The 24,029-nt window shown below is 45.9% G+C and carries 14 protein-coding genes; 3 read left to right on the plus strand and 11 right to left on the minus strand.

The window, feature by feature from the left end:
• Positions 1–81: 81 nt before the first annotated feature.
• Both J4N23_RS03760 and aroQ read right to left on the minus strand, forming a co-directional pair.
• Positions 82–2,712, minus strand: a complete 2,631-nt coding sequence (locus J4N23_RS03760; protein WP_207425661.1) for a valine--tRNA ligase — start codon at positions 2,710–2,712, stop codon at positions 82–84.
• Between the two features lie 241 nt (positions 2,713–2,953).
• The gene (aroQ, locus tag J4N23_RS03765) at positions 2,954–3,367 is read right to left on the minus strand and encodes a type II 3-dehydroquinate dehydratase (RefSeq protein ID WP_207425662.1); all 414 of its coding nucleotides are present in this window, start codon (positions 3,365–3,367) and stop codon (positions 2,954–2,956) included.
• 108 nt (positions 3,368–3,475) lie between these two features.
• Between aroQ and xerD the strand changes: the two genes are divergently transcribed.
• A complete protein-coding gene (xerD, locus tag J4N23_RS03770) occupies positions 3,476–4,372 on the plus strand; it encodes a site-specific tyrosine recombinase XerD (RefSeq protein ID WP_207425663.1) in 897 nt (298 codons plus the stop codon).
• Between the two features lie 49 nt (positions 4,373–4,421).
• On the opposite strand, the gene J4N23_RS03775 is transcribed toward xerD, so the two are convergent.
• Both J4N23_RS03775 and J4N23_RS03780 read right to left on the minus strand, forming a co-directional pair.
• The gene (locus tag J4N23_RS03775) at positions 4,422–5,171 is read right to left on the minus strand and encodes a PRC-barrel domain-containing protein (protein WP_207425664.1); all 750 of its coding nucleotides are present in this window, start codon (positions 5,169–5,171) and stop codon (positions 4,422–4,424) included.
• Positions 5,172–5,324: 153 nt separating this feature from the next.
• Positions 5,325–6,563 (minus strand): DUF2254 domain-containing protein, encoded by a 1,239-nt coding sequence (locus J4N23_RS03780; protein WP_207425665.1) that lies wholly within the window; start codon positions 6,561–6,563, stop codon positions 5,325–5,327.
• 258 nt (positions 6,564–6,821) lie between these two features.
• On the opposite strand from J4N23_RS03780, the gene J4N23_RS03785 reads away from it, so the two are divergent.
• Positions 6,822–8,423: a peptide chain release factor 3 gene (locus J4N23_RS03785; RefSeq protein WP_207425666.1), complete on the plus strand. Its 1,602-nt coding sequence runs from the start codon at positions 6,822–6,824 to the stop codon at positions 8,421–8,423.
• An 84-nt stretch (positions 8,424–8,507) separates the two neighbouring features.
• Here J4N23_RS03785 and J4N23_RS03790 read toward each other — a convergent pair whose 3' ends face one another.
• The 7 genes from J4N23_RS03790 to J4N23_RS03820 form a co-directional block, all read right to left on the minus strand.
• On the minus strand, positions 8,508–11,567 hold the full coding sequence (locus J4N23_RS03790) for a glycoside hydrolase family 2 protein (RefSeq protein WP_207425667.1): 3,060 nt from the start codon (positions 11,565–11,567) through the stop codon (positions 8,508–8,510).
• Positions 11,568–11,609: 42 nt separating this feature from the next.
• Positions 11,610–14,090, minus strand: coding sequence for a glycoside hydrolase N-terminal domain-containing protein (locus tag J4N23_RS03795; protein WP_207425668.1), 2,481 nt, complete (start codon positions 14,088–14,090; stop codon positions 11,610–11,612).
• Positions 14,091–14,123: 33 nt separating this feature from the next.
• The gene (locus J4N23_RS03800; protein WP_207425669.1) at positions 14,124–15,623 is read right to left on the minus strand and encodes a pectate lyase; all 1,500 of its coding nucleotides are present in this window, start codon (positions 15,621–15,623) and stop codon (positions 14,124–14,126) included.
• A 163-nt stretch (positions 15,624–15,786) separates the two neighbouring features.
• Entirely contained in the window at positions 15,787–16,791 is a 1,005-nt protein-coding gene (locus J4N23_RS03805; protein ID WP_207425670.1) for a pectinesterase family protein, read from the minus strand.
• Positions 16,792–16,883: 92 nt separating this feature from the next.
• Positions 16,884–18,482, minus strand: coding sequence for a DUF5123 domain-containing protein (locus J4N23_RS03810; protein WP_207425671.1), 1,599 nt, complete (start codon positions 18,480–18,482; stop codon positions 16,884–16,886).
• Between the two features lie 12 nt (positions 18,483–18,494).
• Positions 18,495–20,339 carry a RagB/SusD family nutrient uptake outer membrane protein gene (locus J4N23_RS03815; RefSeq protein WP_207425672.1) on the minus strand — a complete coding sequence of 615 codons (1,845 nt, stop codon included), beginning with the start codon at positions 20,337–20,339 and terminating at the stop codon, positions 18,495–18,497.
• 34 nt (positions 20,340–20,373) lie between these two features.
• On the minus strand, positions 20,374–23,601 hold the full coding sequence (locus J4N23_RS03820; RefSeq protein ID WP_207425673.1) for a TonB-dependent receptor: 3,228 nt from the start codon (positions 23,599–23,601) through the stop codon (positions 20,374–20,376).
• A gap of 75 nt (positions 23,602–23,676) precedes the next feature.
• Here J4N23_RS03820 and J4N23_RS03825 point away from each other — a divergent pair, with 75 nt between their 5' ends.
• On the plus strand, positions 23,677–23,904 hold the full coding sequence (locus J4N23_RS03825) for a hypothetical protein (protein WP_207425674.1): 228 nt from the start codon (positions 23,677–23,679) through the stop codon (positions 23,902–23,904).
• The last annotated feature ends 125 nt before the right edge of the window (positions 23,905–24,029 follow it).

Here is a 24,029-nt window from a genome sequence, read left to right on the forward strand (position 1 = left end):
TGCATCTAAGGTTTTAGGGTCTAAAATATCAAATAAGAACAATTAAAAAGAGTCCGCCCTCACCCGGCGGACCCTTTTTATCTACAAGACTTTTAAACTCTCCTGCAGCATTGCAATCTTCGCTTCGGCATCTGCCTTCTTTTTGCGCTCGTTGTCCACGATGTCGGCCTTGGCGTTCTGCACAAAACGCTCATTAGACAGCTTGGCATCCACTGACTTTAAAAAGCCGTGCAGGTACTCCAATTCCTTGCTGATACGTTCTTTTTCAGCTTCTTTGTCGATGTTGCCTTCCAGCACTACAAAGAACTCGTCGCGACCAGCGATAAAAGAAGTTGCACCGGCAATTTTATCTTCAGCAAAAGAGAAATCGCTGATGTTAGCCAGCTTTTTAATCACTGTAAGATTCGAATCGTAGTCTATCCCCGAATTCACTTTCACGGAAAGAGGCAATGCTTCTTTCGGAGAAATCTGCTTACTGTTTCTGATGTTGCGAACCTCAGAAATTACCTGCTTAACAATTTCAACCTCTTTCAATAGATTTTCATCCACGGACTGGGAATGCGGATAAGAAGCTACAATACAGCAGTCGTCAGCCGTTCTCTCTCCAAATATCTCGTCGTGCCATAGCTCCTCGGAGATAAAAGGCATAAACGGATGAATTAAGGTTAACACCCTTTCAAAGAAAGCAGTAGTTGCATCAAAAGTAGCTTTATCGATAGGTTGCTGGTAGGCAGGTTTTACCATTTCCAGGTACCAGGAACAGAAGTCATCCCACACGAGCTTATAAATCGCCATAAGCGCTTCAGATAGTCTGTACTGACTAAAGTGACTCTCGATCTCGGCCAAGGCCTCGTTGAACCGGTTGTCAAACCAGTGTATTGCTTTTGCATTCGGTGCTTCCAATTCGCTGTTTACCTCCCAGCCTTTCACCAGTCTGAATGCATTCCAGATCTTGTTGGCGAAGTTTCTACCCTGCTCGCAATAACTTTCGTCGAACATCAAATCGTTGCCCGCAGGAGAACACAGAAGCATTCCCACCCGTACACCGTCTGCTCCGTATTTTTCAATTAAATCGATTGGATCCGGAGAGTTTCCAAGCGACTTTGACATTTTTCTTCCGATCTTATCACGTACAATACCGGTTAGGTATACATTCCTGAACGGAACTTCTCCCCTAAACTCATTTCCTGCCATGATCATACGGGCTACCCAGAAGAAGAGGATTTCGGGTGCAGTCACCAGGTCGTTGGTTGGATAGTAATAGTTCAAATCGGCGTTCCCTTCTTTTTCAGGATGACCGCAAACGGAAGGATCAAACACGGAAATCGGCCATAGCCAGGATGAGAACCAGGTGTCCACTACATCTTCATCCTGACGGATACCGTTAGTTGTGAAACCCGCCTTTTCAAACTCTGCTTCAGCCTCTGATTGTGTTTTTGCCACTACCCACTGTCCGCTCTCGTTGTACCATGCCGGAATCCTCTGACCCCACCAAAGTTGTCGGCTAATACACCAATCCTTCACGTTTTCCATCCAGTGGCGGTAGGTGTTGATAAACTTGTCAGGAATTAATTTGATATCTCCATTTAGCACGTAGTCGAGAGCCGGCTTAGCCATCTCCTCCATCTTGCAGAACCACTGCATAGAAAGCTTGGGTTCAATAGCTGCGTCTGTGCGCTCGGAAAAACCCACGTGCGACTTGTAATCTTCTACCTTATCAAGCTGACCTGCTTCTTCCAGCATGACGGCCACCTTTTTACGGGCAGCAAAGCGGTCCTCTCCTACTAGGATTTCTGCTTTTTCGTTTAAAGTTCCGTCATCATTTAAAATATCGATTACCGGAAGCTGATGTTTCAAACCTAGTTCGTAGTCGTTCAGGTCATGCGCAGGCGTAACCTTCAAACATCCGGTTCCGAACTCCATTTCCACGTATTCATCCTCAATCAGCGGTATTTCGCGATTGATCAAAGGAACGAGGACCTTCTTGCCTTTCAGATGTTTATATCGCTCATCGTTTGGATTAATACAGACAGCCGTATCCGCCATGATGGTTTCAGGACGCGTAGTAGCGATCGTTACAAACTCGTCGGCAGACCCTGCAACGGCGTATTTGATATAATAGAGCTTTTGATTGACCTCCTTACGGATTACCTCTTCATCCGAAACGGCGGTTTTTCCCTTGGGATCCCAATTTACCATGCGCACGCCACGGTACACCAGGCCTTTTTTGTACAGGTGAATGAAGGTGTCAATTACGGCTTCTGAAAGCGCCTCATCCATGGTAAAGCTGGTTCTATCCCAATCGCAGGAAGCTCCTAGCTTCTCCAACTGCTTCAGGATGATGCCACCGTACTTCTCTTTCCACTCCCAGGCATATTTTAGAAACTCTTCCCGGGTGATGTCCTTTTTTTCAATCCCTCGTTCTTTGAGCATGGCCACCACCTTCGCTTCTGTAGCAATAGAAGCGTGGTCTGTTCCGGGTACCCAGCATGCATTTTTACCCTGCATTCTTGCCCGGCGGATCAGCACATCCTGGATGGTATTGTTAAGCATATGCCCCATATGTAAAACTCCGGTAACGTTAGGTGGAGGAATTACAATCGTATAAGGTTCGCGGTCGTCGGGTACGGATTTGAAAAATTTCTTATCCAGCCAGTACTGATACCACTTATCTTCTGTTTCTTTTGGGTTATATGTTTTAGCGATGCTCATAATGTTATTGAGAGAAATTGAGGTGCAAAAATAAGCTTTCAGGCGGTAATCTTCAGACCCTTTTTAGTCGGCAGGAATGGTGCCAAGAAAAACAAAATCGGGCTAACAATAATTTAATAGGTATAAAGTTTAAGATATGTTGATCTATAAAAACATGAAACTGCGCAGTAATACCAAGTTCTCAAACTTTATTTTGGACTATTTATGCCTGGGTCGATTAATAAGATGGTTTAACAAATAGCTATAAAAAACTTTCAAGAGCCAGGCGGTAACTCTGCAAGCCAAAACCCGTAATGACACCTTTGCAGTTTTTTGCCATTCGGGATGTATGCCGGAACTCTTCACGGGCATAGACATTAGAAATGTGGACTTCTATAACCGGAGTATTTATACCAGCAATAGCATCAGCAATAGCAATAGATGTATGCGTGTATGCGCCGGCGTTCATAATAACGCCATCATAGCTAAAACCTACTTCATGAAGTTTGTTAATGATTTCGCCCTCTGTATTGCTTTGAAAGTATTCCATCTCCACAGCCGGGTACTTAGCTCTTAACTCTTCCAGAAAAGATTCAAATCCCTTATCTCCATAAATAGACTTCTCCCGAATTCCGAGCAGGTTAAGATTGGGGCCGTTTATGATTTGTATTTTCATCTAAATAATATGTTCTTTGGTTTCGATATCAAAAAAATCAGCTGTTGAATTATTGGTTTCAAACTTAAGAGTTTTAGGCGTTATTTCAGCAGTCGCACAAAATTTGGAATGGATTGGACAAGCACGATCAGGGGATTTAGAACGCATTTGAAACTGGAGCGTTCACTGTCGCCTAACAGCGTAGAAGCGTATCTGCGGGATGTGGACAAACTGTATCAGTACGCAGAGACCCTTGGTGGGAAAGCTCCGGAAACGATCGGCACGAGTGATCTAAAAAACTTTCTCATCTGGATAAATGAACTAGGGATGACTGCGCAGACGCAAGCGCGAGTACTGTCGGGTTTGAAGGCTTTTTTCAGATACATGGTGCTTGAAAACATCATCAGTACGGATCCCGCCGCATTAATTGAAAGTCCGCGACTAAGCAGAAAACTGCCTGACACTCTTAGTATCCACGAAATTAATCAACTAATTGCAGCAATAGACCTTTCTAAACCAGAGGGCATGCGTAACAAGGCACTGCTGGAGGTATTGTATGGCTGTGGCTTACGGGTATCAGAAGTGTGTAACCTCAAAATTTCAAACCTCTACCTCGATATCGAATTTGTAAAAGTCACCGGTAAAGGAGACAAGGAACGTCTTGTTCCCATCGGATCTTCGGCGGTCAAGTTTCTAAATATTTTCTTGCAGGAGATTCGGGTTCATATGCCAATTAAGCCCGGTAAAGAGGATTTTGTCTTTTTAAATCGTCGCGGCTCGCCCTTAAGCAGGGTCATGGTTTTCCTGATCATTAAAGATCTGGCAGTGAAAGCAGGTTTAAAAAAAACGATCAGCCCCCATACTTTCAGGCACTCATTCGCTACTCATCTTATCGAGGGCGGAGCGGATCTTCGGGCGGTACAAGAAATGCTGGGGCATGAGAGTATCACCACCACTGAGATCTACACCCATCTGGACAGAGATTATCTGAGGGATACGATCATCCAGTACCATCCGAGAAGCTAAAAAAAAGCCTGCTCGGTTTTACCCAACAGGCTATGAGGCGAAGCTCTAGTTAAAATCTACCGTAGTAGCTCCCGAAATGGGTATCGAAGTCGTCACCGTGGGTCATTGATTCATCGTAGTGCGGAGAATCTTTGATCTCCTCTTTTGAAAGACTTACAACTACTTCAGACATTTCCCATCTAATGTCCCGGATCACCCTTGGAGGGATCAGAATTTTCTTGTCTTTAAACCAACCGCCAATATCTGCAACCATGTACTCTATTTTCCAGCTCTGGTCGTCAAAAACAAAGTCGTCGATTTCGCCAATACTACCATCAGATGCGTGGATCGAATAGCCTTTCACCTCTGAAGTACTGCGAAGATGCGTATCGGTATGCGTATGCTTTTCGGCGGTTTCCTCTGCCTGGCGCATGTGGATCTCCTCCTCCAGGGGCATGGAATTATAAGCCATCATTCCTACTGTAAAGTAGCCCGACTGCCAATAGCGGTTCCATGGGTAATACTCGTGCATCAACTGCTCGTGTTCGCGGGAAACCGGCTTTTCAGTGTCAATGTCTGGTCCGTTCTTGATTTGTTCGCGGGTTAAGTTGATCGGAAACACACCGGCGTTAAAGTCAGGCTGTTGAACAGAATCTGTAGAGATCAGCACCTTTTTTCCTGAAAACCAATTTCCGGTTTCTACTACCAGGTAACGTACAGTCCAGGTCTGATCGTCAAAATAAAAGCCTTTCACCTCACCGATATCGCCGTCCGTGGCCCCCATTTTATATCCTAATAAGCTTTTTACATTTCGTAACATAGTACCTCCGTTTTTATAGTTATTGATTAAGTACTTTAACCATTAGAGTATTTATACTTAGTACAACCATTGTACCAAGTGTTTGTTTAGTAGAACCAATTAACCCTCAAACAATTAAGCCTACAGTCGCGACTGAAGGAGAAGCTACTACCCCTACTGCGACCGCGCCTTGCTTTGGTCCTCTTGTTCAACATCCAGCCGGAGTTCATCCAGAAGCAGTTTGTACTTCTCTTCCTTATCCACAAACTTAAGCTGCTCTATCAATTGAAGCAACGCTTTCCGTACTAGCCTATCTTTGCGACCATAGTCCCATATTGCTAAGACCGAGGCCTCAAAGAGCTCCTCGAAGCTCCTTTCGCGTGTGATAACCCGCAACTTACCCTGGCCATCTAGCAGCGCATTTGGAATGTCCTTAAACATCCGAAAAGCGAGAAGGTCTGTCAGGGCATTGAGACTCATTATTGCAGTCCCCGGATCATTGATCCCCGGGCTTAGCGCCTTCATCCCGGCTTCCGTCAGATGCTGAAATCCATAGTAAGGATTTTTGTCGATCTCCTGACCATAGTAAAAGTCGATATTGGAGAAAATCTTCGCGTTACAGTCTTCATCTATGTTCCCTTTCAGGATGAGAAAGGGCGTTCCTTTTAGTATGTAGCTACCCTCAGGATGCAGAAACTGAATTTGGAAGTCATGTTTTTCAGCTAGTTTAATTAGTCCTGCAGCACTGAAACCCTGAAAGTAACCACTTTCATTCGCAAGGATCTGCTGCCCTTCCAAAGTCATGGCAATCGTCTCTACACGTTTCATTTTGAAGATATAGCGATTCAGCGTTCGCATGGTCTGGTGATGGAGGCGTTGAATTAATTGTTGGTAAATAAAAGACTGGGTAATATGATGCAGGAAATAGACAAAAAGAAAAATGTCCAGAATAGTAAAAAATACCAGAAGGTAAACACTAAATGAAGGCACGTTTTTATCGTCAGCCGCCTCGCTTATGTTGCTGAGCAACAACAACGAATAAACGACGGTTCCTATGTAGAAACTCAGTACCAACTTTTGTTTCCAGTCACTTATCACGTTATCGAGTAACCTGTTACTCATTTGAGAAGCCGCCTGATTCATAACCAGCATCACCAGTGAAAAGCTGAAGACGGTTAAAGAAATAATTCCTGTAGCTATAGTAGACACAACAGTCCGGGCGGTATCAGCATCCTTGAGGGTTAGCCAGGTAACTCTCTCATTTAACCACAATCCCCATCCGGCAGAGTCAAGTTCCATTGCAAGAATTGCAAGCAGTACGAACACAAAGGCAATTATTGCAGGAAAAAAGGCAATACTATGAAGAAATTTATTAGAGTACTTTCTTATGATCTTTAAAAGATAACCGTCCATATTTACTGCGCGTTTTACAGGAGAAACAGTGTTGCCGCAGATTGTTTTAATCCGATATAAAGTTGAGACAAACTGTTTCCGCGCTAGTTTTAAACCTACCCTGGTAACATCAACTTTTATTCGGACAGCGTTAAAAAATCGCTACCTTTGTCGCCGATGAAGAAGAACATCCAAACATATTTAGTTAACCTTCTATTCTTCTAACACCTTTAATTTCAAGAAAGTACTTTTCTGCGTTTTACTACGTAAGTAAATATCATGAGCAATCATACCGAAATAGAAAAAAGAAAAACCTTCGCCATTATCAGTCACCCGGATGCTGGTAAAACTACGCTAACGGAGAAGTTCCTGTTATTTGGTGGGGCTATCAATACCGCCGGGGCTATTAAAAGAAACAAGGCGAATCAGAATACCACCTCCGATTTTATGGAGATTGAAAAGCAGCGTGGAATTTCCGTTGCTACGTCCGTGATGGGTTTTGAGTATAATGGAAAACGGATTAACATTCTAGATACTCCCGGTCACAAAGATTTTGCGGAGGATACCTACCGAACGCTGTCTGCCGTAGATAGTGTTATCCTGGTGGTAGACAGCGTGAAAGGGGTTGAGGAGCAAACGCAGAAGCTGATGGAAGTTTGCCGCATGCGGAATACCCCGGTAATCATCTTTATCAATAAGCTCGATCGTGAAGGTAAAGACCCTTTTGATTTGCTGGATGAGCTTGAAGATATCTTAAAGATCAGCGTTTGTCCGCAGTCCTGGCCCATCGGTCAGGGATATACCTTTAAGGGAGTGTACAACATTCACGGGAATCAGCTGAACCTGTTTGAACCGGACAAGAGCAAAGTAACCGAGCCTGTTATTCAGGTGAAAAACCTGGAGGACGAACTTTTGAAGGAACATCTGGCGGAAAAACCGCTCCAAAAGCTAAAGGAAGATCTGGAGTTGGTAGAAGGCATTTATGGTGCTCTTGATAAAGAAATGTATTTGGAGGGATTACTGGCGCCGGTTTTCTTCGGCAGTGCCATCAATAATTTTGGTATCAGAGAGTTGTTAGACACCTTCATCAATATTGCTCCCAGTCCTTCGAGCCGGGAAGCAGAAGAGCGAACAGTTATTGCCACCGAGAAGGCCTTTACGGGATTTGTCTTTAAGATTCACGCCAACCTGGATCCCAACCACCGCGACCGTATTGCCTTTTTAAGGATCTGTTCCGGAAAGTTCGAGCGAAACAAGTTCTATTACCATACCAGGTTGGATAAAAAACTGAAGTTCTCCAACCCGATGGATTTTATGGCCAACGAAAAGAGCCTTGTAGAAGAGGCCTGGCCAGGAGATGTTGTCGGCTTATACGATAGTGGAAACTTCAAAATCGGGGACACCCTGACCGAAGGAGAAAAACTGCAATTTAAAGGTATTCCGAGCTTCTCGCCCGAGATCTTTAAGGAGGTGGAGAACCGCGACCCGATGAAAACCAAGCAGCTGGAAAAAGGAATTCAGCAATTAACGGAAGAGGGTGTGGCGCAGCTATTTATCCAGCAACCCGGAAACAGAAAAATCATCGGGACAGTGGGCGAACTGCAGTTCGAGGTAATCAGCTTCAGGCTAGAGCAGGAATATGGAGCGAAAGCGGGTTTCCGTCCACTATCCTTCAAACGGTCCAGCTGGATGACTTCAAGCGACAAGAAAAATCTGGAAGAAATTATATACCGCAGGGCTTCCAATATCGCTTACGATAAAGATGGCAACCCGGTATTTTTAGCTGAAAACGATTGGTCGATCAACACCGCCCGACGCGATTTCCCGGAAATCGAATTCCATACCACTTCCGAGTTCAATAGAAGAACGGAGAAAGTATAAGCAAGACTATATAAGGAGTAAAGTCCTGATACAATGAGAATCGACTCCGTATCAGGACTTCTTTTTGACTGCTATACACCTCGCTTACTTAGCCGAGAAGGCCAGCATATTCAAGAGTAGTTGATGTGCTACTATATTAGCCTTGTTGGCAGAAGAAGCGTTGATGGTAGTCATTGCTGCGTTTTCGCCATCTCCCTCCGCAAGTTTCCCGAGCTTCAAGTCCTTGATGGTGGACATGATATCCAGAGAGGAAAGAATGATCTTACCCCTGCCATGAGGCACAATACTCAAAGCCGAATAAACCTCCGGTTTATGATCGGCAACACAAGCCACAACCGTTTCCCCGTTGAAAAGGCGCATACCAATTCTGCTTTTGTTGTAAGTAGCCAAGCTCTGATACTCCCAATTAAAAACACAGTTCTGAGGCAGGCCTTTGAATAGCTCGTGTTCCTTCACAAAGAAATTTCCGCCGTACCAGGTCTTCCCTAACTCTTTCGAGCCGCGGTAGTCGATCACTTCTTTTCGTCCCAGGAAGTTGGTCCAGTTGTCGATATTAGCAGCGACGATCAGGGTATTTCCCTCGTTTACCCATTCCAGAATCTCAGTAACCAGTGGATTACCTGTTTGCTGAGGATCAAATGCTCCGACCAACAAATACTTCCCCTGCGGCCGCCCCGACTTGAACTCTCTAAAAGAGTTAACACCGGCAGCCTTTAAAAAATTGCTTATTACGCCGCTTGTATCGGCAACCATTCCGCCTGCAGGGATTCCAGTAGCATCCAGCTTCACCGCAAACACCTCGTCGCTCCCTCTTGCAACTACCTGTGTTCCCCGTTTCAGCTCTGCTTTAACGACGGTATAACCTGCTGATTTGGGAACTAGTACTATTCCAGCTGATAGCAGTTCACCATAAGTAGTACCACCCGTCAAGTTTACCGGTATGGTTCTCTTCAAAACCGGTTTGCCGGCAGGATCTACGGCAACTACTTCCAAATTGAAACTTCCCTTCAGATCTACTTCATTGACCATGTGAAGATCAACCAGGGAAGTATCTCCCACACCGAGCACCTTTCGATTCAGCTTTACAGCAACATACGCAGGAGCACAATAACGGGCTATTAACTCGGTGTCCCCTTTGGGATTTCTGTAATTGTCCACAATTCCCGAATGGTTTTCCAGCTTCATGCTCTCCCAGCCATTGATAGCATAACCATCTGCCTGGTTACCAATTCGAATATTTTCAATAGTGCGTCCCTGGTAGTAGTAAGCCACGTTACCCATTTTCCGCGTAAGCGAATCAACATTCGGAAAGGCCTTGGAAAACCCAGGGATATTTTTCAGAAACTGATCATAAGCCTCGTACCATTTCAGGTAGGCATCCGTTTCCCAGCCTATGTTTTTTCCTGTTTTGAGGATTTCATCCCTGATCAATTGGAGCCGCGGCGGTGTACCGATCGCTCCCTCCTCGCCCCAATATTGAATCTCGTCTTTATGATCAAAGTACCGCAAATAATCTTTAGGTCCTTTATACAAATTATCGTGGTATGTTCCCGGGCCGCCCGCGTGGTGCTGGTCAAACCAGCCGTAATCCCGGAAGGTAAAATCATATGGTAGCAGGTGTAACTTAAACCGTGGATCTCTTCCCATCTTAATGTCTCCGTTAGAAGAATTGTAGGTTAAGATGCGCGTTTCATCCAGCTTGTGCGCCGCCAGCATCTGCAGACTATCCTGCTTCTGCGGTTGCGCACCTCGCTCGTTGTGCAAATTATAAATGACCAGGGAGGGATGATTCCGGTCGCGTTTTATCATGCGGAATAACTTTTCATCCCGGGCAGCGAAATAAAAGTCTTCTTGCTTTTTCCCTTCGGGATCCGTTGCATTGAATCGATCGGCGGGATACTGGTTGCCTCCCGGCTCTGCGAAATATAATAAGCCGAGTTCATCTGCATAATCCAACACGTTCTGCTGCCCTATTGTACGGTGGAAGTTCAGCATATTCAACCCAAGCTTTTTAGCTGTTTCAATTTGCTTGCGGGCAAGTGCGTCGCTTGGCGCGATTCCGTTCACCGGCCAGAAGCCCCAGCTAATTGAAGTAATTGCTACAAACCGCTTCCCATTCAGAAAGAACATTTTATCCCCGTTCACATCTCTCACCTCAAACCATCTAAAGCCGAAACGTTGGTGGTAGGTATCGTTCGTCTGGTCGTTCCCTTTCCACTGCACCGAGAGTTTGTAGAGGTTGGGCGAGTCCGGGCTCCATAGAGCAGCATTGTCCAGCCTCACGGTATAGGTGTTGACATTTGTTCCCTTGATCAGACTTGACACAGGATAAGTCTTCTCAAACACCAGATTCTGATTCCCTTTTGTCTCCCTGATCTGTAAAACGATATTCCCTTGCAGAGTTTTAGACCCTTGATTTTCCGTGGATACCTGCACATCGATCTCATTAGCGACAGGCTTATTTTTCACGAAAACATCGTCGATAAAAACACGATCCGTAGCCACAAGCTTCACTTTTCCGGTAATTCCACCGAAACCATGGGTTGGATTAGTTCGATAGCTGCCCCACATAAAATTCTGTGAATCACGCCAGTCGAAATTACCATTAGGATCTGTAATCCGGACAGCTATTTCGTTTGACTTACCATAATTCAGCACATTGCTCACATCCACTTTAAATGGAGTACCGTTTACCAGATCGTAGCCAACAAGCTTTTTATTAACAAATACTTCTGCCCGAAAACGAACGCTTTCAAAATCCAACACTACTCTTTTTCCTTTCATGGATGAAGGGACGTCCAGATTCGTAGTAAACCAGGAGACGCCGAGGTAGTTCCCGGCCACACCGAAGGGATTTCCGTTCAGGCCCCAGTGAAACTGCTCGACCGTTGCAGGTAACTGAACCGATAGTCCCTTTTCTTTCTCCAGCCAGTCCCAGCCGCCTGTCGGCGCATTCACCTTTAGCTTCCCAATTTGTACCGGAGGCGGATATAAGGAATCATTGATGTATTCAGCCTTAGGATCAAGGACCAGTTTCCATTTGTTTCCCGTTAGGTCTATCGATTGTCTTTCTGCATGTTGTGCCAGCGTTCCATAACTGCATGCGCTAAGCAGGAAAAGACCAATTGCATTCTTTAAAAACATCTCTCTTTATGTAAATTCTATTGTATCCATTTAAAACGTATCCTATTGTTGCACGAATTGATAGGAAGAACCGGCGCTCGTACTAAAGTCAAATAACTTCCCTTCGTCTACTTGTGCTTTTTTCATTTCAGCTGCCTTAGAAACCAATGGCGCTTTCACATCTGCAAGCTCGTAAAAGGGATTAGGATTCGGCCCAACAGCAGGTTTTAATGCGTTCTTGCTGGTCGGTGTTAGGGGACTGTGAACGCGAATACGACAGTTACCACCCAATTTCGAATGAACATTGAGGCGGGTGATCCTCCCCTTATCCCAGTCCATGTCCACCACAAAACCGCCCCGAGCCACCAATCCTTTAATACTACCTTTCTGCCATTTATCAGGCAAAGCTGGCAGGAGATGAATTTCCCCGTCGTGGGACTGCAAGAGCATTTCGGCGATACCAGAAGTACAGCCAAAATTACCGTCTATCTGAAAGGGCGGATGGGCATCGAGAAGGTTCGGGTAAGTACCGCCGTTCTGACCGGAAGTCTCGAGCGGAGCAGGACTCAGCTGATCTTCAATCAACTTGTAAGCCCGGTTGCCGTCCTGCAGTCGCGCCCAGAGGTTGACCTTCCATCCCATAGACCAACCCGTGGACTTGTCTCCACGAGCAATAAGGGAAGCCTTCGCTGCCTGGAATAATTCGGGTTGACGGAATGGCGAAATCTGATTGCCGGGAAACAAGCCATATAAATGGGATACATGGCGATGTTTGTCGTCTTCCCGGTCCCAATCCTGAAGCCATTCCTGCAACTGCCCAAATTTTCCAATCTGCATTGGTGGTAAGCGTTTGGTAAGTTGCTTCAGCGTATCGGCAAAGGCTTCGTCCACGCCTAATAACTCAGCCGAACGGATAGCATTAGCGAATACGTCAAATACAAGCTGATTGTCCATGGTGGTCCCGGCACTGACCGAAACGCTTTTCATGTACGAATTTTCAGGAGACATAGAAGGAGCCACGACCAGCCACTTGTTGGAGGGCTCCTCCTGAAGGACGTCGGCATAAAACATTGCAGCTCCTTTCAATAGCGGATAGTTCTTTTTAAGAAAAGCCTTATCCCCCGTATATAAATAGTGCTGCCATAAGTGCTGGCTCAGCCAGGCTCCCCCCATCGGCCACAAGCCATAAAAGCCTCCATCCACCGGACCGGTAATCCTCCACAAATCTGTGTTGTGATGCACATTCCAACCCCGTGCCTGGTACATCTTCGACGCACTTTCTTTTCCGGTGATGGAAAGTTCGCGAATCATTTCAAAAAGCGGCTGATGCATTTCTGGTAAGGCTGTCACTTCCGCAGGCCAGTAGTTCATCTCCGTATTGATGTTAATAGTGTATTTGCTGTCCCAGGGAGGGCTCAGCTTGTCGTTCCATTTTCCTTGTAAATTGGCGGGCTGGCTACCGGGCAGGGAACTGGAAATCAGCAGATACCGTCCGAACTGAAAATAAAGCGCAGTGAGAGCCGGATCATCGCTTTTAGCAAACGCTGCTATGCGCTGATCGGTTGGCTTCCTGATAGCATCCGTACTTCCCAGATCCAGCTGAACACGATCGAAGTATCTTTTATAAGCTGCGATGTGGCCGGTCCTGATAGCGTTATAGTTCTTCTTTACCGCAGCAGCCAGATTGCCTGCGGCTCTTTTTGCTTCATTCCCGCTGAGATCTTTATAATTAATATAATTCGTGGCAATGGAAATATAGAGGGTCACCGCATTCGCATTTGAAATCCGGATAGAGCTATCACTGGCAACTACCCTTCCGCCTTCTGCCCGTGGCAGTACTTGTACCTGATACCGGACCTTCCCTACCTTATTATCCAGAGAGGTAGTGTTGCCGGAGAGCAGCAGCTTGCCTCCCTGAGTTTCAACAGAGTATTTTTTATAAGGCGTGTTCACGCCAAGGTTAAATGAGATACTCGAAGCCTTGTCGGCAGTAAGCCTTACCACCAGCACCTGATCGGGAATAGCAGCTATGTACTCCCGTTTATAGGTGACACCCTTAGTGGTATAGGTGACACTGGCAATGGCTTTATTAATGTCCAGATCGCGGCGATAATTGCTTACCTCATCGTGGCCATCGAAGCTGAGAAGAAGATTTCCTGCAGTCTGGTAGGGCATTCCATAATTGAGCTCCGCAGGCGCTTGTCGCGGAAAAGCCTGATTGGCCAGGGCCTGAGCTTCCTGGTACTTTCCATCAAATAACAATCTTCTTATCTGATTAATAGGCTCCGAAGCATTTCGGGGAACATTATTACCGGGCTCCCCTGCCCATATTGTTTCTTCATTCAATTGCAGGCGATCCATCGATGTACCTCCAAAAACCATCGCGGCCAGTTTACCATTTCCAATCGGAAGGGCCTCGTTCCAATTGGAAGCCGGTCGATCGTACCAAAGTGTTAGCGCATCCGGCGGAAGCTGAGCGTACACTTCTGCGACCAGAACCAGTAAAAACAGGAATAGAGCCGATTTCAATTGCAGTACTTTCATGTAGTTATTTCAGTGTGTGTTTATGTTTCAATGCTAATTTTTCAGCTGATTCGTCGTAATCTCTCCAACCAACGAGTTAATATACACTTCAATATTGTCATATGCAGTACTTAGCTCGCGGGCGCTGGCGTTCGCCTTTTTCGGATCGAGTTTTTTCGAAACCTCCCACTCGTCCGGCATGCCATCGCCATCAGTATCAAGAGGCGCAGCGGTCTGCTTCAGTTCAGGATAACCGCCCACATCCGCAGGAGAATCAATAATACCGTTTGTCCCACCACGAGATCCTGGGAAAGAGAAGGTTTTATTCTTCACGTTAGTAACGATCCTGGCATCTACAGCATCTCGTTTTAAAGATGCACCTGCATATTCCAGCACTCTCTCGTAAGCAATCTGAGCAGTATGAGTAGTTACATTATTATTGATAGGATGCTCAGATGTACGTCTCATGCTTTGCTTGTCGGCGTCTGACACGGTTCCGTAACTACTATGAAACTGGTTATAGACCCCGAAGGCCCAGTTATCGGTAGAAGCGTTGGTATAGCCGTCTACGAAGTTTCCGTTGATGTAAAACTTGCCCCAGATATCGTAAGTTTCTGTTCCGGCAGTCTTCTCCTTATCGGGAGAAAAAATCCGGCCGCCTTTACTCCCGGTCGGTGTAGCAGGACCAGGTTTATAGTAGTTATTAACGATGTTAATATTCATTGCCTCGCCGCCATACGCGCTATTTCCGGCCCAGTTATAAATGACGTTGTTTCGGAAGTCAACCAGGTCCGTGAGGGCGAAGGCTTTTCCATCTTCCTCGCCGAAGCGTGGATTACGACTGTCGTGATGTGCTAACAGATTGTGATGGAAACTAGCCCGCTTTCCGCCGAAGATGCCAGCGTAGCCGTGAGCTCCTTTAATATGTGCTGATGTTTTTAAACTCTCGGAAATGATGGTCCACTGTACAGTAGTATTTTCATTTGCGTAAAACGAACAGGTTTCATCAACCGACCAGCTTACAGAACAATGATCGATGACGATGTTCTTATGGAACCGCCCACCCAAAGCATCAGCTTCTACATTTTTTTCATCCCCCATTCTAAAACGCATGTAGCGAATGATCACGTTGTCGGCGTCCACGGTTACAGGGTAATTTTTCAAACAAATGCCGTCTCCTGGCGCTGTTTGTCCTGCAATGGTAACATCTCCATTTTTGATTTGCAAACTCGAGTTTAGCGCTATCGTACCCGATACTTTAAATACGATAATGCGGGGACCGGTTTTGTTCAGGGCAAATCTCAGGCTACCCTCCGTATTGTCGTCGGTAAGTTTCGTTACGAAGTAGACTGTTCCTCCGCGTCCCCCGGTCACCTCTTTGCCAAACCCTTCCGCTCCCGGGAAAGCAAGAGCTGTTTCCTGCACAGGTACTGGCTTTTCTGTCACAGGATCGGTCCCTGTACCCTCTTCCACACCTGACTTTTTCTTACAGGCTACGCTTAGCATCAAGGCCGCACAGCAGATGGAGAGGGAAGTTTTTTTGAAGTTCATCATATATTTTTCTTGAGCATGTTTAAACTTTCAGCTATCATCAGATCAGAAAAAGACCTTGTCTTGCAAGCTAATAAATGGTGCTCCCCTCGCGGGAGCACCAAACCTAATTGTTGAGGAAAGTAATTAGGGAGGATCTTTGAACAAGTATTGTCAATTACATTAGTTAGTAGGGTTTCCAGCTGCCTAATATTTTAGGGAGCGTATAATCTGCCGCTTCTGCAGCGCTAAGTTGCCGCGACCAGCTTCGTCTTTTCTCAGGCTGGGCACCCGGACCGGTACTGCGATACTCGGCGTAAAAAGCGGTGCTTTCGTTAGCCGGATCGTTCCAGTTATGCCATCCCTCGGGTCTGATATGTTTACCCATCTCGCAATTGATAAATACCACATTGGAATAGGGGCGCCAGGGCCGACCTAAGTAGACCGAGGCATCTTTAGCCACCCCCGTAAGCTTGCAATTCAGAAAAACATAGCCGTACTTTTGACCCTGCGGCGTGGATGCAGCGGTAAGATAACCATCGCGTAAGCTGTGGATAGTGCAACTATCAAATACAGCCGTAGAACCACCGAACATAAAATCAACCGTACCAGCGAGGTAACAGTCTTTCAGGTACTGCCTGGTATTGTTCGCAGCATACCAGGTGTCCTGATGCCCTAAAAACCGGCAGTTCCTGAAAGCGGAAAAATCACCGCCAATGTTGATGGCGAGAGCTTGTCCCGCATCTATTCCCGCTGTATTTTCAAAGGTGAGATCTTCAGCGCGGAAGTGATTGCCGTTTATAAATACAGAGGCAGAGCGGGAGGTACCATATTCCACTCCGTTCGGGTCGAGTCTTTTGGCGTAATTATCATAAGTCAACACCGTCTTTTCGGCGTTTTCGCCCTTGAAAAACAGGTAGTTTTTATTCTTCGGAACTGTGATCACCTCCTTGTAGGTTCCATTTTTGATATAAATCACATAGGTCTTTGTTAAATTGAAAGGCGCGGCGTCGACAGCAGCCTGCACAGTAGTATAGTCTCCAGATCCGTCCTTTGCTACGATCTTATCCGGCTTCACATCTGTTTCTATGACTGCCTCGCCTTCCTCCGCAAGGGCATCCCCCTTCTTGCAACTTAAAAGTGTTAATGTAACAAGGCTTATCCACAATGATCTGACTGCGATCCTATTCATAGAAATTTTCGATGGTTTAAAATGAATTCTTGATACTTAGGAACCGGAGGCTTTCAGCTCCGGTTCCTGTTATAATCGGCAACCGGGATTATTTAAGGTCTCCAGCGGGGATCTCCTGCCGTAGATTTTCCCGCAAAGGATAAATCCCTGAGTCTGAAGTCGCCTGCCTCCGGATTTGCCCAAAGAGCACTGGACGTTCCGGAATAGGATGTGAGACCAGGGAACTCATTCGACAAAACAGTGTAATCAGAGGTGGCATAAGTACCCACCACCTGACTGGAAGTACTAGTTCCTGCCCGATAGCCCCTTACTGATTTATCACCGTTTACGTTACTCTTACCTACCCCCAAAATACTGTTGAGCAATTTAATATTATTAGTAACATTTACTGCATTATAGTCAACCAGGTAGTTCCCTGTTAAAGGCGCCTCGTTTATGGTGCAGTTTTCGATGATAACCGAAGCAGAGGCGTTTCTGCTGGTCACCACTTTTTCAGTTTTGAAGATCGTTGAATTGCTAATGGTTATATTTTCAATCTTTGGCGTAGTACCATCCACATTGACAACGCCGTAATTTCCAACACTATCAATGACGCAATTATTGATGATGAAATTAGCAACGTTTGTCACTTTGTTCTGAAGACGCACCATTCCTCTGAACACTCTGGCTCTGCAATTATCAAAGACAATCTTTCCTACAGTGGAACCATTACTGGCATTCAGCACGTATTTTCCTGTGTAGTCTGTGCCCACCAGCCGCAGGTTTTTAAACACAAGCGAATCCATGGTGCTACCCTCCGTAAAGTTGAAGTTGCTGGAAAATCTGATGGACGGAAGCGGGCCAAAACCAGGGGCGCCATATAAGGTGAGCGATTTACTCAGATTGATTCCCGAATTCATATCGTAAGTCATACCCGGATCCAGCAGCACTACTGTTCCCGAAGCCCAATTTCCTTCCAGCACTCTTCTTAAGGATGCAGGATCTTCGTCTCCGCGAAGGTCAACGATGTTACTTCCGGTTGGGAATATTGGAGAGGGCTTGGTTGTGATGTCTTCCCATCCCCTGATATTTTCACCACTATAGAGGTACACGATGTAAGGTGTGTTACCGGTCAAATTCATCACCCGCTTAAATCCTTGTGTTCTGTCAAGATCAGTAAGCGGAACCTCTCTGACAAGGGAACTATCCGACGCTTTTAATACCTTGATGGAGGTCACTGGTTGCCCTGTAGGAGTCCAACGAAGAATTACTCCCACATCTGCAATATCCTGTGCTACCTGCGGCGTGATAATGGTTGGGAATTTTGCACTCTTCATCTCGCCAAGGATAGAAAACTTTGAATTCATACTGGTATCCTGCGCTTCCGCTCTCACCCGAAGCTGATAGAGCTGATTCCATTTCAGGTTGTTAAAGGTTACCGCGTTGGTGTCGACCTTAAGTGATCTGTCTATGGTTTTAAAGGTATCTCTACTGATTTGTACCGTATAAGAAGAGGCGCCCTTCACGTTCTGCCACGATACTTCGATCCAATTTCCACCCGAAACCATTTCACCTTTTACCGTTGGCCGGAAGAGCCGGTTAGGGCCTGTTGCTTCAAACTCGTCCTTTTTACAGGCTGTAAGTAAGATCATTCCTGCAAGCAGACAGAGAACGCTCTTTACTGAAATCATGTTTTTTATTGCGATTTTCATAAAGTTTCGATTTTAGAATCCAAATCCGTATCCATCATTATTTAATACACCCATGCTGCTGGTAACGATGGTAGCATGCACCGGAAGAATATACCGGACTGGAGTTTGCCCGGTGTTGTCAGCATATCCCCGCCAGGTTCTTGCCACGAAATCACCGGCAGAAGAAGTTTGACTATTGTAGAGCTGCGTACTTTTTAACCAGCCTGCCCTTAAATATCCATTTGGGTTGTCGCCTTTATTTGGCGAGTCTTTAACAGGAGGAATCACCGCAGGATCATACAGTCGGTTTAAAAAGGTGATTGAGCCGTCTTCATTACGTTTATAGTAGAGGTCGTCAGCGAGATTAGCGTACTGTCCTGTACCTGTATACTGATCCATTCCCATCTGCAATAAGGTGCGTCTGGTTTCCGCGAGCTTCTTACCATAATTACCCCAGCGTATAAGATCGTACTTACGCAAAGCTTCACCACCAAATTCCCAACCGCGCTCGTTAACAATTGCTTCAAAGAAAGTTTCTCTGCTGCCGGATACGGAAGCAACATAGGCATCCACCTTTTCCCCATGATCTGCGGGGTCAAAAGCTCTCTTACGCACTTCTTTCAAATACTGCTGTGCAGTAGCATTGGGACCGTTCAATGCATTCTCCGATTCAGCAAGCATCAATAAAACATCTGCATATCTCATCAAAGGCCAGTTGATCCCTGTTCCTTTTGCCGAAGCTGCACCTAGCGGAGTGGGTACCAATAACCGGTTCCACTTGTTGGGGGCGATGGCGGTGATTGCGACAGGTTGTTGAAGGAGGTCTTTATCCCAGAAAACAATCGAACATGTTACGTCTCTCCTTTTATCCTTATCGTCAAAAGAATAATAATAGCTGGGCGTTAAGCTCAGGTAGTTCGAACCCGATCCATAGGGATGGCTTCCCGCATCTACCCTCACCCCCATATTCCAGGCAACATCACCGAAGCCAGGATGGAATGCTACTTCATAGAGTACATCCTCGTTTTTAGGTTTGATGTACTTGTTAACGTTCAGGAAAACCTGCGCGTAGTTAGGTGTTAAAACGTGGGGCTTCAAACTTACCAGCTTCTTACAGTACTCATTCGCTGTCCTGTAGTAGTCTTCCCAATCCTCCGCTCTTTTTTGGCTCATGTCCGGATAAAGAGCATAGCCCCCGCGCATCATAGACAACCTTGCAATCATTCCAATAACGAACTCACGATTGATGCGCTCTATCCCATAGTCGAGCTCTTCTGCCCACATCATCTTCGGCTCAATGGCCTTCAAATCATCAATGAGGAAGGTCAAAATTTCGTTCCTGTCGGTACGAGGAAGGTAAAATTCATCACCGGCTTTAGTGGGCGTAGTTTTCAAAGGAACGTCGCCCCAGTGATTGATCAGGTACCAGTACCAGATAGCCCGCAGTCCAGCCGCTTCTCCCCGAAGTTGTGTCATCGTTCTGTCGCTACTTTTGTAAAGATCGCTGCTTTCAATACCCTCTATACACTCATTCGCCCTGTTGATAGCTTTAAATGCATTATTCCAGACAGTAAGCAAATCCTGGTTAGAAGGTGTAGTTTCGAAAGACCAGATATCCCGGCGTGAATTATCAGGATTAGCAGATACCCCACCCACTTCAATGTCGGAGTTACCAGCGAAATTGTTGGACACACGGGAGGTGAAGGCATCCTGGTTGAATAATGCATATACGCCGTAGACAGCCTTTGCTGCGTCGTTGGAGTTACTATATATATAAGTGTCTGTGAACACAGAAGGCGACTCTGATTCCAGAAACTTCTCGCAGGAAGTTGTCAGCAGAGAAACCGCCGTTAAACTTGAGATGATATATCGTTTCATAAACGTAACGTTTGTATAAGTCAATAGATAATTCCTAAAAAGTTGCATTTACCCCTACCGTAAAGGTTCTTGCCTTTGGATAGGCAGAATAGTCTACACCCGGAGTAAGGGCGGCGTAAGAACTGCTTCTTGTAGTACTTACCTCGGGGTCGTAGCCCGAATACTTCGTCCAAAGCAGCGCGTTGTATACGGTGCCGTAAATCCTGAACTGAGACATTTTGATTCTGGAGATTAAGTTTTTAGGTAAACTATATCCCACCGTTATATTACTCAGGCGAAGGAAGGATCCATCCTCGACCGCCCAGGAGTGTACTACGGGTGAGGCTCCTCCCATGGAGAAAGGAGACCACATCGTTGCATTCTGATTAAGTTGGCGCAACGCTTCCAGGTCTGTAACCAGTGCTCCGTTCTGATCTACGTATTTAAATCGGTTTTCGGAGTTCATGGTATTCAGCATGTTCCCGTAGGATGTGCGGTGCAACATGTTAAAAGAAATTCTGCCTGAATTGTATACATCGTTCCCGTAAACCCAATTGAACAGTGTAGAGAAATCAAAGCCTTTGAAGGTGGCGTTCAAGCCAAAACCTCCGGAATGTTTAGGCAATGCACTACCAATAATAGTACGGTCATTATTAGGGTCGATAGTACCGTCGTCATTTAAGTCTTTCAGCTTCAGTACACCTGGTCGAAGGCTTATCCCGCCCAGGTATGACCCCACCGATGGTACGCCCTCTTTGAGAACGTAACGATTGGTTGCCGGATCATACGACTCAAAATCATCAACGGTGTAGTAACCATCCGTTACAAAGCCGTACATCAAGCCAATGGTTTGTCCCACGATGACGCGGTAGTCGTCCTGCGCTTTCAAGTCGGTACCCGCCCAGTTAGAGTTGTAACTACGCACGTTCACACCATCCAGCTTGTCGATATTTGATCGATTCAGGCCGATGTTGAAGTTTGCGGAAAGCGAAAAATCCTTTTTGTCCAATATGTTGGCGTTTAAGCCTAGCTCGATACCTCTGTTGGAGGTTTGCCCGATATTTTGCTGCTGAAACTCATAACCCAGATATCCGGGAATCACTGACTGAACCAGAAGATCTTTAGTGGTATTGTGGTAAGCATCAAGAGTTCCAGAGAAACGGTTTTGGAAAAATCCGAAGTCCAAGCCAAGATTTCGGGTAACCGTGGTTTCCCATTTTAGATCAGGGTTAACGAGGATAGTAGATTCTGCTCTCCAGTAAGGTTGCGGAACGTCACCAAAACCGATCGGACGATTGTTATCGATAGCGAAGGTTCTTCTCCACATATTGTCATCGATCCTGTTGTTTCCCGCTTCACCATAGCTAAAGCGCAATTTTAGGTCAGATAAAAACTGTACATCCTTCAGGAAGTTTTCCTCAGCAATGCGCCAGCCCACAGAAGCTGCGGGAAAGAATCCCCAACGATTTCCGGGAGCAAACTTGCTTGACCCATCTGCCCTTAATGTAGCTTTAAACAAGTACTTATTTTTCAGGTCGTACTCCACTCTTCCGAAAAAAGAGGACATGTTATTGTCGGGTTGCTGAAAGGTGAACTGTCTATCGAGCGTGCCCGATTGCATACTTCCAAAAAGGGTTTCTGGAGAGGTATGAGCAGCGAAATATTTTGCTCTTACAAATTCCGATTTACTTCGGTTAGCCAGCAGTTCCTGGCCGAGTAAGAAGGTAAAGTTTTGATCCCCACCCAGGTCCAACTTGTAATTCAGTGTATTTGCTATCCGATACTTATTCCCGAACCCGTTTGTTACTTCACCTAAGGGGAGGTTTCCACCCACATTTCTTGACTCGCCGGTCAGCGGACCATAGTACCGTTTGTGGTCGCCAAAGTTAAGGTCGACGCCCAGTTCCGATCGAAAAGTAAGATCATCGATAATTGCCCAGGAGGCAGCAGCAGCCATATTGAAATTCCGATCTTTTCTGTTCCGGTAGTCCTGTGTTACCAACTCGGTCGGTTTCACCAGACTCCTAAGAAACTGATCGTAGTCCTCATCAGCAACTGTATTGGGATCGATAACGATTTGATCCGCCAAGCCGTTCACCGGTCGGGTAGTAATGCCGTCGGAAATTCTGATCTGAGAAGAACCCGATGTGCCTGCCCCGTCGATATTGGTATTGGTAAAACGAGAAGTGAGATCTAGTTTGAGCGATTTCGAGATATCGTGGTTGAGCTTGAAGTTGAGGTAGGTTCTGTTATAGGCGGAGCCACGCATCAAGCCTTCATCCTTATTGTTGGTGATACTGAAGCTCATCTTTGTTTTTTCCGAGCCGCCGGAAATACTCAGATTATGTTGTTGAGAGTTGACTGAATTGCCGAACAACTCCTTCTGCCAGTCTGTTCCCCGTTGATTTTTGTAAAGTTCAAGATCATCAAAAGCTCCAAAGTACCGGGTAAAGCCGTTCACATCAGCCTCTCCTCTAAGCCTGGCATACTCATATTGCGCAAGAACAAACTCGTAGGGCGACAGCACCTCCAGCTTCCGCGGAAGCGACCCTGCTTTAAAGTAGCCATTGTAAGAGACAGAAGTTTTGCCCGCTTTCGGACTTTTGGTAGTAACGATTACCACCCCGTTTGCTCCTCTTGCTCCATAAATAGCGGTGGACGATGCATCCTTCAACACGTCGATGCTTTGAATGTCGGTGGTAGCTATTCCGTTGATATTGTCCACGGGAAATCCATCCACGATGTACAGCGGCGAATTGTCCTGCGTGATAGAACCTCCGCCTCGAACGCGAATTACGATCTCTGCACCCGGAGCTCCATCGGTGGTAGTAACCTGCACCCCCGGCATTCTTCCGGTAATAGCTTCGGCGACGCTTGTCACCGGATTTCGTTCTATCACCTCACCCGACACAGAAGATACAGAACCGGTAAGATCTCTGCGTTGCTGGGTGCCATATCCCACTACAACTACCTCGTTCAATGCCTGTGCATCATCTTCAAGCGTTACGTTGATGGCGCTTTGACTGCCCACAGAAACCTCTCTGGTGCGATACCCGAGATACTTAAATACAAGTACCGGGTTTCCTCCCTGCGGCACATTGATACGAAAGTTTCCGTTTACATCGGTGCTGGCACCTACCGTAGTGCCTTTTACTAATACACTTACGCCGATAAGAGCCTCCCCACTCCTATCCACCACTTTTCCCGAAACTTGCCGGGTTTGTGAAAACGCTGAGTTTACGGCCGTAAACATCAGGCACATCATAAGTACTACTTGCCTCATAAAATTAGTTAGTTAATTAGGTTACTAAAATTTTGGATTCAGCTAGAAGGATCTGTTATTCCCCTGCTACAACCGATGATGATTCTACTGAATGCCGTCTATAAGATCTCTGACCGTATCAGAGAAATTGCAACTAAAACCAGCAGAAATTTCTTCGGAGGTAGCCCCGTGAAATCCGTTAAAAATTGGCCTTTGTGTTATTGGTTACTTGTTACCAAGCAGAAGCATAGTATTTATGCTAACGTTGGCAGTGACACAAAGCTAGAAATGGAAGAAGCTGAGGAGGTTCAATTTCTGGTTTAAAAGGTTTAAAAATTGATATTTCAAGACTAACCTATACGACTATAAAGAAGCAATACACCATATAAGTAGTTGACCAGCAATACGTTTAAGAAAAACCAAATAACAGGAAATTACAGGAGGACTGT

This window comes from Pedobacter sp. SYSU D00535 (assembly GCF_017355855.1).
Classification (GTDB): Bacteria; Bacteroidota; Bacteroidia; order Sphingobacteriales; family Sphingobacteriaceae; genus Desertivirga.